9 protein-coding genes and 1 pseudogene are annotated in these 9,694 nt (G+C 40.2%); 8 read left to right on the top strand and 2 right to left on the bottom strand.

Features of this window, described 5'->3' with window-relative positions:
• The coding region (locus tag L634_RS33650) for an arginase family protein (RefSeq protein ID WP_198029839.1) at positions 1–144 on the top strand (144 nt) is incomplete at its 5' end.
• A gap of 279 nt (positions 145–423) precedes the next feature.
• Here the strand turns inward: L634_RS33650 and L634_RS33120 are convergent.
• The gene (locus tag L634_RS33120) at positions 424–597 is read right to left on the bottom strand and encodes an aspartyl-phosphate phosphatase Spo0E family protein (RefSeq protein WP_084029038.1); all 174 of its coding nucleotides are present in this window, start codon (positions 595–597) and stop codon (positions 424–426) included.
• A 175-nt stretch (positions 598–772) separates the two neighbouring features.
• Between L634_RS33120 and sigW the strand changes: the two genes are divergently transcribed.
• The 7 genes from sigW to L634_RS0127145 all read left to right on the top strand — a co-directional run bounded on the left by sigW (position 773) and on the right by L634_RS0127145 (position 9,222).
• Entirely contained in the window at positions 773–1,336 is a 564-nt protein-coding gene (sigW, locus tag L634_RS0127180) for an RNA polymerase sigma factor SigW (protein WP_026585119.1), read from the top strand.
• A gap of 17 nt (positions 1,337–1,353) precedes the next feature.
• On the top strand, positions 1,354–1,989 hold the full coding sequence (locus L634_RS0127175) for an anti-sigma factor family protein (protein ID WP_026585118.1): 636 nt from the start codon (positions 1,354–1,356) through the stop codon (positions 1,987–1,989).
• Between the two features lie 196 nt (positions 1,990–2,185).
• Positions 2,186–3,013 carry a diadenylate cyclase CdaA gene (cdaA, locus tag L634_RS0127170; protein WP_026585117.1) on the top strand — a complete coding sequence of 276 codons (828 nt, stop codon included), beginning with the start codon at positions 2,186–2,188 and terminating at the stop codon, positions 3,011–3,013.
• Positions 3,006–4,352 carry a CdaR family protein gene (locus L634_RS0127165; protein ID WP_026585116.1) on the top strand — a complete coding sequence of 449 codons (1,347 nt, stop codon included), beginning with the start codon at positions 3,006–3,008 and terminating at the stop codon, positions 4,350–4,352. Before cdaA ends, L634_RS0127165 begins: the two co-directional genes overlap by 8 nt.
• Positions 4,353–4,392: 40 nt before the next feature.
• Positions 4,393–5,742 carry a phosphoglucosamine mutase gene (gene glmM, locus L634_RS0127160; protein WP_026585115.1) on the top strand — a complete coding sequence of 450 codons (1,350 nt, stop codon included), beginning with the start codon at positions 4,393–4,395 and terminating at the stop codon, positions 5,740–5,742.
• A gap of 499 nt (positions 5,743–6,241) precedes the next feature.
• A complete protein-coding gene (glmS, locus tag L634_RS0127150; protein ID WP_026585114.1) occupies positions 6,242–8,044 on the top strand; it encodes a glutamine--fructose-6-phosphate transaminase (isomerizing) in 1,803 nt (600 codons plus the stop codon).
• 341 nt (positions 8,045–8,385) lie between these two features.
• Positions 8,386–9,222 (top strand): heteromeric transposase endonuclease subunit TnsA, encoded by an 837-nt coding sequence (locus L634_RS0127145; protein WP_026585113.1) that lies wholly within the window; start codon positions 8,386–8,388, stop codon positions 9,220–9,222.
• A gap of 202 nt (positions 9,223–9,424) precedes the next feature.
• On the opposite strand, the pseudogene istB reads toward L634_RS0127145, so the two are convergent.
• Positions 9,425–9,694 (bottom strand): annotated as a pseudogene (gene istB / locus L634_RS0127140) (IS21-like element IS643 family helper ATPase IstB); the annotation flags it as partial.

The raw sequence follows: 9,694 nt of genomic DNA, 5'->3' as shown, positions 1-9,694 counted from the left end.
CTGGCAATGGAAATGCTTGCCGAGTCACAAATTATAACCTCGGCAGAATTTGTAGAAGTTAATCCGATTTTGGATGATAAAAATAAAACGGCCACAGTAGCTGTAGCTCTTATGGGTTCATTGTTTGGAGAAAAACTTCTTTAAAAACTAGGCTCTGTTAAATTTGCCTGTTGATTTCAGCACGAGGCACTCAAGCTTTCAGCGGGCGGTCCGACGCTCCTCGGTGCATTCGCACCTGCGGGGTCTCCCGCTGACACGCTTCTCCCGCAGGACATTGAATAAGCTTCCTCGAATGAACACCGCGCCGTAAGAAAATGCGTTAGCATTTTCGCGGGATTAGTGCCTTCCGCTCCAATCAACAGGTGCTAAAATCAACAATAAGCTTTAACACAGCCAAAAACTAAAAGAACGAGCAGAACCGATTTATTCGAGTTCTGCTCGTTTTTTTGCTGCTAGTGTATAGTATTTATTTAGAAGCTGGTCAAGTTTGCTGCTGGCTTTTACTACACGGTGATTTGTATAAGAAGTAGCAGATGCAAGCTGGACCATTTCTGATCGGCATTCCTCAATAGCTCTTAACAATTCTTTAGCACACACCGTAACCACCCCTTTTTGTAATTTTAGTACTTTTATACCCCTGATTACATTTTTTTAACCAGAAGAAGTAAAAATTTGTTAATATAGAAATTGAATGTTTTTTTATAAAAAAATGAAACCTTTTCCGCTATCGATTCGTAATATCGATTAGCCGCAGTGGAGCGGAGGTAAAAAAATGGAGACAGTCGTAAAGAAAAGAATTAAACAAGTATTAAAAGGCGACCAGGATGCCTATGCTGAAGTAGTTGAAATATATAAAGACAAGGTTTTTCAGATTTGTTACAGGATGCTGGGAAACAGGCATGAAGCGGAGGATATTGCTCAGGAAGCTTTTTTAAGGGCATATGTGAACATCAGCAGCTTTAATATTGAGTTGAAATTCTCCACTTGGCTATATCGAATTGCCACTAATCTTTGCATAGACAGGATCAGGAAGAAAAAACCGGATTATTACTTGGACGCAGAGGTAGCCGGAACAGATGGCCTGAATATGTATTCTCAAATTGCTTCAGATACAAGGCTGCCAGAAGAAGATGTGGTAAGCCTGGAACTGCAGGAAACGATACAGAGGGAGATATCCAAGCTTCCGGAAAAATACCGTTCAGTTATCGTACTGAAGTACATTGAAGAGTTATCGTTAAACGAGATCAGTGAAACGCTGGATCTTCCCTTGGGAACGGTAAAAACCCGGATCCACCGGGGCAGGGAAGCACTTAGAAATCAATTACGATATGTTTAATAAAGAGGGTGAGAACTTTGAAATGTCCAGCAGAAATTATTCTTTATATGCATGAGTATTTAGATGAAGAGATCTCAGCCGAACATGAAAAGGAATTAAGGGAACATCTGCAAAACTGTGAAGATTGCCAAAATCATTTCCATGAATTGAAAAGGACAATAGCTTTAGTCCAAAGCACTTCTCATATACAGGCGCCAGATAATTTCACAGCAAATGTGATGGCGAAGCTTCCAAAGGAAAAACGCAAAGTGGGTGTTCAGCGATGGTTCAGGCAGCGTCCGCTTTTAACTGCAGCATCTCTTTTTCTCGTCTTGATGATGGGCAGCCTGGTTTCCTCCTGGGATCAGGACCACCAGTTGTCGGTTTCTAAACAGCCAAATCTTGTAGTGCAAAATGACAAGGTTATTGTGCCGGAAGGTGAAGTTGTCAAAGGCGATGTGGTTGTGAAAAATGGGAACTTGGAAATTCAGGGTAAAATAGATGGAAATGCTACGGTCATCAATGGAGAACAATACATGGCTTCCGCAGGAAAAGTAACAGGAGAAATTGAAGAAGTAAATGCTATTTTTGAATGGATCTGGTACCATATTAAAAAGGCATCAAAAGATATTGTCAATGTCTTTGATGCAGATGATTCGGAGAAAGAAAATTAAAGAAAAAGAAATGAATCCCTGCCTTTTTAGAGCAGGGATTCTTAATATATCATCAAAATTTCATTTTCCAGCTTTTATGCGTTGTCTCGAAATTGGAAATGGTTTTAAATATGATATAATATGAAAGTTACATATAAATGTGATATTTTGAACTTTAAGCAATTTGCTTTTGAAATATATATTTGGAGGAAGGACAATGTCGTTTGCAGATTTCTCTATTTTGAAATTGTTGGCTAATACAATAGACATTCTCCTTGTTTGGTACGTCATCTATAGACTTATAATGATTGTCAAAGGAACGAAGGCTGTCCAATTGCTAAAAGGGATTTTTGTCATTATCCTTGTTAAAGTAGCAAGCGACAAGTTCCACCTGCAAACGTTAGGTTGGATGATGGAACAAGTACTTTTATGGGGATTCTTAGCCATCATTATCATTTTCCAGCCGGAGTTAAGAAGAGCGCTGGAGCAATTGGGGAGAGGGCGGTTTTTCTCACGGAGCGCAAATCAGGAGGAGGAAGATCAGGAGAAACTGGTTGAATCTATTGCAAAAGCAGTAGATTACATGGCTAAACGCCGGATTGGTGCACTAATATCAGTTGAACGGGAAACAGGAATGGGCGATTATATTGAAACGGGCATTCAGCTAGATTCAAAAATCTCATCCGAGCTTCTTATTAATATATTTATTCCAAACACGCCGCTTCATGATGGAGCAGTCATTATTCAAAAAAATTGTGTAGCTGCAGCAGCCTGCTACTTGCCGCTGTCCGAAAGTCCTTTTATCTCAAAGGAGCTTGGCACGAGGCACCGGGCGGCATTAGGAATTAGTGAAGTAACCGACAGTATCACCATCGTTGTTTCGGAAGAGACAGGAAGCGTTTCATTAACGAAAAATGGTGAACTGCATCGGGATTTAAAATCCGATGCTTTTAAAGAAATGCTTTCAAATGAATTGCTTACACAATATAAAATAAAGCAGACTTCTTCAGGTCGTTGGAACTGGAGGGGAAAAAAGAATGGATAAGCTCATTGACAGACTTGTCGATACCCGCTGGTTTATGAAAATTGTTGCCTTGATATTGGCGCTGTTTCTCTTTGATTCTGTGTACGATGCCGATAAAGAGTTAAAAGATGTAAATGTTCCCGGACAGCAGGATACTGAAGTAATCGAGAATGTTCCAGTGAAAAGCTATTATGATACAGAAAATCTGGTGGTCACAGGCATCCCTGATACAGTTGATGTAACATTAGATGGCCCTAAAAGCCATCTCCAGCAGGCTAAAACACTAAGAAACTTTGAAGTCTATGTCGACTTATCGAATGCAGAGGTAGGATCTGAAAGAGTTGAGTTCCAAATCAGGGATATCTCCGACAAGCTAAAGGTTACAATAGAACCTCAATATGCAGATGTCACGATTCATGAAAAAGTAACGCAAGAGTTTAAAGTAGAGGCTGAATTCAATAAAAGTCTTTTAGGTGATGGCTATTCAGCTGAAGCTGCTATAGCAGAGCCTAATACCGTCATGATCACTGGAGCCAAAGAAGTTATTGATCGAATAAGCTTTGTTAAAGCAACCCTGGATTTAAAGGGCCCAGTGACTGAGACTATTTCGGAGGAAGCAACCATTAGGGTACTTGACCGAGAAATGAATAAACTTGATGTTATTGTTGAACCTCAAGTGATTAAAGTAACCGTGCCTGTCCAGCAGTTAAGCAAAACAGTTCCTATCACAATTGTCCGAAAAGGGGATCCGCAAAACGGAGTTGCAATAGATTCTATCGAGCTGGATGTCAAAGAGGCTTCCATTGCGGGCAGTGAAGATGTTTTAAATGAGACAGAAAGTGTTAGAGTGGAAGTGGATGTAAGCCGGGTCCAAGAAGATACTGTGCTTACGCTTCCCGTAATCATTCCGGATGGCATTACCGAGGTTAATCCGAAGACAGTGAAAGCATCTGTAGATGTCAGTGTGACAGAAGAGGCAGCAGAAGAAGAGGAAGAGCCAGCCCAGCAAGAACCAGCCGAAGAAACACAAGGACAGGAAACAGAGGAAACGAAGGAAACGAAGGAAACGAAGGAAACGAAAACATTTTCAAATCTCCCAATCAATCTGGTTGGGTTATCCGATGGATTTGATGCTGTACTAAAAGCTCCGGCTAACGGAAGGACAAGCATAACGGTTACAGGAAAAAGCAGTGTAGTTCAGAGGCTGAATGCCAATGATTTTAACGTGTTCTTGGACTTGACGAACCTTGAAGAAGGGGAGCATGAAGTAACCGTTAATGTTGATGGGCCTGAAGGAGCTGAATCTAAGCCAACAGTTGGAAAAGCATCAGTATCCATAACGCAAAAAGAAGAGACTTAATATAGATGATTTTAAAAGCAAGAAGGAGCGATCAGGAAAAATGGGAAAATATTTCGGTACAGATGGAGTACGTGGAGTTGCAAATAGTGAATTAACACCGGAACTGGCTTTTAAACTAGGCCGTTTTGGAGGATATGTACTAACAAAAGACCATGACCGTCCGAAGGTATTAATCGGACGGGACACCCGAATATCCGGCCATATGCTTGAAGGGGCCTTAGTAGCAGGGCTATTGTCAATTGGCGCAGAAGTTATGCGTATTGGAGTCATTTCCACTCCTGGGGTTGCTTATTTAACAAAGGCACTTGGTGCTGAAGCTGGAGTAATGATTTCTGCATCTCATAACCCTGTTGAGGATAATGGGATTAAATTCTTCGGCCCAGATGGCTTTAAGCTTTCAGATGATCAGGAAGCAGAAATTGAACAATTAATGGACATGGCTGAGGATCAGCTCCCTAGGCCAGTAGGCGCCAATCTCGGACAAGTGAATGATTATTTTGAAGGTGGCCAGAAATATCTGCAGTACTTAAAGCAAACAGTGGACGAGGACTTCTCAGGCATACATATTGCATTGGATTGTGCACATGGCGCCACTTCTCCGCTGGCTACGCACTTATTTGCTGATCTTGATGCAGATTTATCCATGATGGGAGCTTCGCCTAATGGATTAAATATTAATGCAGGGGTAGGATCTACTCATCCAGAAGCACTTGCTGCATTTGTAAAGGAAAAAGAAGCGGATGTGGGCTTGGCGTTTGATGGAGACGGCGACCGCCTGATTGCCATTGATGAAAATGGCGATATCGTAGATGGTGACCAGATCATGTATATCTGCGGAAAATATATGAAGGAACAAGGAAGGCTAAAGCATAATACTGTTGTATCAACTGTTATGAGCAACCTTGGCTTCTACAAAGGACTTGAAGCTAATGGCATCGAGAGCGTTCAGACTGCAGTAGGTGACCGTTATGTTGTTGAAGAAATGAAAAAGAATGGCTATAACCTCGGAGGTGAACAGTCAGGACATATTATTTTCCTGGATTACATTACAACAGGCGACGGCCTTCTAACAGGACTTCAGCTGGTAAATATCATGAAAGTAACGAAGAAGCCATTATCCGAACTTGCAAAAGAGATGCAAAAGTTTCCGCAAAAGCTTGTAAACATCCGTGTGACAGACAAGCATCACGTAACTGATAATGAAAAGGTTAAAGAAGTGATTTCACAGGTTGAAGAAGAAATGAAAGGAAATGGCCGGATTCTTGTCCGTCCTTCCGGTACTGAGCCGCTTGTGAGAGTAATGGCTGAAGCACCAACGAGTGAACTGTGCGTATCTTATGTGGAACGCATTGCAGCTGTTGTAGAGAGCGAAATGGGCTTGAAAGAATAAGGCAGACAGATATGCATAAGGGAACTCATTAACTCCCTTATGCATATTTTTATATATGGAAGCTTACTGCCTCAGAATAAGGAAATACCCAAATGGCGGCAGAGTGGCTACCTATGTTTTTAGTTGACGGATTGTGGAGCTATGATGTATGATAATCCTGTTTTTGTATTCCATAATACAAATTCAAGTATTCAAAAAAGAAAGGTGGATAGGAAAAATTTTGCCATTTAATAGCGCCTGAACTGATCCAGACCGAAAAGGATCAGTTGACGAGGAGGAGGTTTATCGAATGATCGGCGGATGCCTCCCGGTTGAAAGCACAACCGACAATTCTTTCTTTAAAACATTTAGGCAACTGAATGGACAAAGAGAAGGGAATGCTAATTAGAAAAGCGGAAGCGCCTTGCTTGGCGCTGGAGCTATAAAAAATTACAGAGATAAGGGGCAAGATTGCCCCGAAAAGGCTTCTTGCCCCTTCATTTTAGGAGGAAAAGAAGTTATGTGTGGTATCGTTGGATATATTGGAAATCAGGATTCGAAAGAGATTTTATTAAAAGGTTTGGAAAAGCTTGAATATAGAGGTTATGATTCAGCTGGCATCGCGGTTATGAATGATAATGGCGTTCAAGTTTTCAAAGAAAAAGGCCGTATTGCTGACTTGCGCAATATTGTTGACGAAGATGTTATGGCGAACACAGGGATTGGACATACTCGCTGGGCTACTCACGGGGTTCCAAGCACAGTAAATGCTCATCCTCATCAAAGTAATTCCGGCCGTTTCACGCTGGTTCATAATGGTGTAATTGAAAACTATGACATCTTAAAGCGTGAATTTTTGCAGGGAGTTGCCCTTAAAAGTGATACTGATACAGAAATCATCGTTCAGCTGATTGAATTATTCGTGAACGAGGGATTAAATACTGAAGAAGCGTTCCGCAAAACGCTGACACTTTTAAAGGGCTCTTATGCAATCGCCCTTTTGGATGCTGAAAACAATGAAACGATTTTTGTTGCGAAAAACAAGAGCCCTCTTCTGGTTGGATTAGGCGAAACTTTCAATGTAGTTGCATCTGATGCAATGGCTATGCTTCAGGTTACAGATCAGTATGTAGAATTAATGGATAAAGAAATCGTTATTGTTACTAAGGATAAGGTCAAGATTCAGAATCTGAGTGGCGACGAAGTCAGCCGTGATCCGTATACTGCTGAACTGGATGCAAGCGATATTGAAAAAGGAACATATCCTCACTATATGCTGAAAGAAATCGATGAGCAGCCTTTAGTTATGCGCAAAATCATCCAGAAGTATCAAAATGACCAGGGCGAGTTAACAATCAGCCAGGAAATCGTTGAGGCAATGAATGATGCTGACCGCATTTATATCATTGCAGCTGGTACTTCTTATCATGCAGGACTTGTTGGAAAGCAATTCATTGAAAAAATGGCGCAGATTCCAGTTGAAGTTCATATTTCAAGTGAATTTGGCTACAACATGCCATTGCTTTCAAAGAAGCCGCTATTTATCTTCATTTCACAAAGCGGTGAAACAGCAGACAGCCGTGCTGTGCTTGTAAATGTAAAGGAAATGGGACATAAGGCACTGACGATTACAAATGTTCAAGGTTCAACTCTATCCCGTGAAGCGGACTACACGTTATTGCTTCATGCCGGCCCTGAAATCGCGGTTGCTTCTACTAAAGCCTATACAGCCCAGATTGCTGTATTATCTATTCTTGCAGAAGTTACAGCTAAGAGCCGCGGATTGGAACTGGACTTTAACCTTGTTCAGGAGCTTGGCATAGTTGCAAATGCAATGGAAGTTCTTTGTGATGCGAAGGAAGAATTCGAGGAAATTTCGCGCAAATTCCTTTCAACTACCCGCAATGCATTCTTCATTGGACGCGGAATCGACTTCTATGTTGGCCTTGAGGGTGCGCTTAAGCTGAAGGAAATTTCTTATATTCAAGCGGAAGGCTTTGCCGGCGGAGAATTGAAGCATGGAACAATTGCTTTAATCGAGAATGGTACCCCAATCATCGCCTTGGCAACGCAAGAAAGTGTTAACTTAAGCATTCGCGGAAACGTAAAAGAGGTAGTTGCCCGCGGAGCAAACCCTTGCATCATTTCCATGAAAGGGCTGGAAACAGAAGAAGACAGCTTCATCATCCCGGAAGTGAATGAATTATTAACACCTCTTATCTCTGTTATACCATTACAATTAATTTCTTACTTTGCTGCGCTGCATCGCGAATGTGACGTAGATAAGCCGCGTAACCTGGCTAAGTCGGTTACAGTGGAGTAAGCCGAGATACAATCATTAACAAATTGTTCACTGACATTATAGTTGGTAACTAGACATTAATGTTGGTAACTAGACATTATAGTTGGTAACTAAACATTAATGTTGGTAACTGGCCTTTGTAACCACTCTTATGAATAAAATTCATTTAAAGAGTACAGGATAAAAATAAAAATAAATCTAATGGTGAAAAAGATGTTTAAAACTTTTGATCATTCGCCAATTAAATATCCTGTTTTTTTTAGCTCCTCCCCAATAGGGTGAGGAGCTTTTTGTTTGAGGAATTTTATGAAGTTATTTTTGGATTCGTTATCAGTTTTTCATCGTGAAAGGAGATGGTACCTGTGTCAAAGAGAGGTAGCCGTATTGCTAAATTTCAAGAAAACCGAATAAAAAATGGGTATGGTCAAGGTACAGGTGAGGACTACAAACCTTTTATTCAAGCACACGATAATAAAGTAGCTTCCAAAGGTTGGTTAACTCGTCATCTAGGCTGGAAAACCAATCGAATATATCATACCTTATCTAATCATGAAAGAAATTATCTATATTTTTTAGAATGGCTGGATGAAGTTGTTGATATAAGAGAACAATTTCCTCTTTTACCACTGAGTAGAACAGAGGAGATTGCGGAACAGTTAGGTATAAAACATGCACAACTTGATGAAAATTCTGTAGTGATGACAACAGATTTTGTAATTACATTAAAGACCTCCAATGGCTTAATAGACGTTGTTCGTACTGTTAAGCCTGCTAATAAACTTGATAATCGAACATTGGAGTTATTTGAAATTGAAAGACGGTTTTTTACTGAGCAGGGGATTAACTGGGAAATTGTTTCTGAAAAAAAACTTCCTAAAACCCTGATCAAAAACGTGGAATGGATGTGTGAGGCAAGGTATTTAGACACTAGACCAGGAATTGATCAAGAACTTGTAGATCTAGTAAGCAAACCCCTTTTTAAGGAAATTACATTAGACGATGGTAAGAACTCTATTAGCAAAATCTGCTTAAGATGTGATAAAGAATATGGGTTAGAAGCTGGATCATGTATGTTTATTCTCCAATATATGCTTGCAAACAAAAAGTGGAGTACAGATATGACCATACCTATCAAAGAATCAAAACCATTACAAATATTCAGTCTAGAAAATCAGACTATAAAAAAAGATATAGGATAGGAGTAGATAAATTTGCTAATTGTTGAAAATATGATTTTTCAGTTAATTGATATAGATTCAAATCAAGAATCTCTACAACGTGTACTCTGGGTTTCAACAGATCAAGAACATGTTGTTGTAGTAGATATAACGGATAAAAAGAAGATGAAGTATCCATTTGTAGACGTCAAGTTGAATTTTACACTTTTTGCTCGTTTCCTTTTTACACTTCTGCTGAAAAAATGCTTTTCCGGTTTTTCATGCGATGACTTTCCTCGTTTTCACCTCCATGGATGACTTCCACACGATGAAGTAAGCGATCTAAAATAGCTGTTGTAATCCCTTGGTCCCCAATTAAATTACCCCACTCATCTGGACTTTTATTTGAAGTCAGGATGATCGAACTTCGTTCGTACAAATGATTAATCAAGTGAAAGAATAAGTTTGCTTCTCTCTGGTCCATGGCCATATACATTAAATCATCGATAATCAC

Source organism: Bacillus sp. J33, assembly GCF_000518885.1.
GTDB lineage: Bacteria > Bacillota > Bacilli > Bacillales > Cytobacillaceae > Cytobacillus.
Note: the sequence above shows the minus strand (reverse complement) of the source record. Positions and strands in the feature narration are given on the sequence as shown.

What these genes read in the sequence shown, in the direction of transcription:
- glmM (WP_026585115.1), top strand. Translation starts at nt 4,393, where the DNA reads ATGGGAAAATATTTCGGTACAGATGGAGTACGTGGAGTTGCAAATAGT.
- L634_RS0127165 (WP_026585116.1), top strand. Translation starts at nt 3,006, where the DNA reads ATGGATAAGCTCATTGACAGACTTGTCGATACCCGCTGGTTTATGAAA.
- cdaA (WP_026585117.1), top strand. Translation starts at nt 2,186, where the DNA reads ATGTCGTTTGCAGATTTCTCTATTTTGAAATTGTTGGCTAATACAATA.
- glmS (WP_026585114.1), top strand. Translation starts at nt 6,242, where the DNA reads ATGTGTGGTATCGTTGGATATATTGGAAATCAGGATTCGAAAGAGATT.
- sigW (WP_026585119.1), top strand. Translation starts at nt 773, where the DNA reads ATGGAGACAGTCGTAAAGAAAAGAATTAAACAAGTATTAAAAGGCGAC.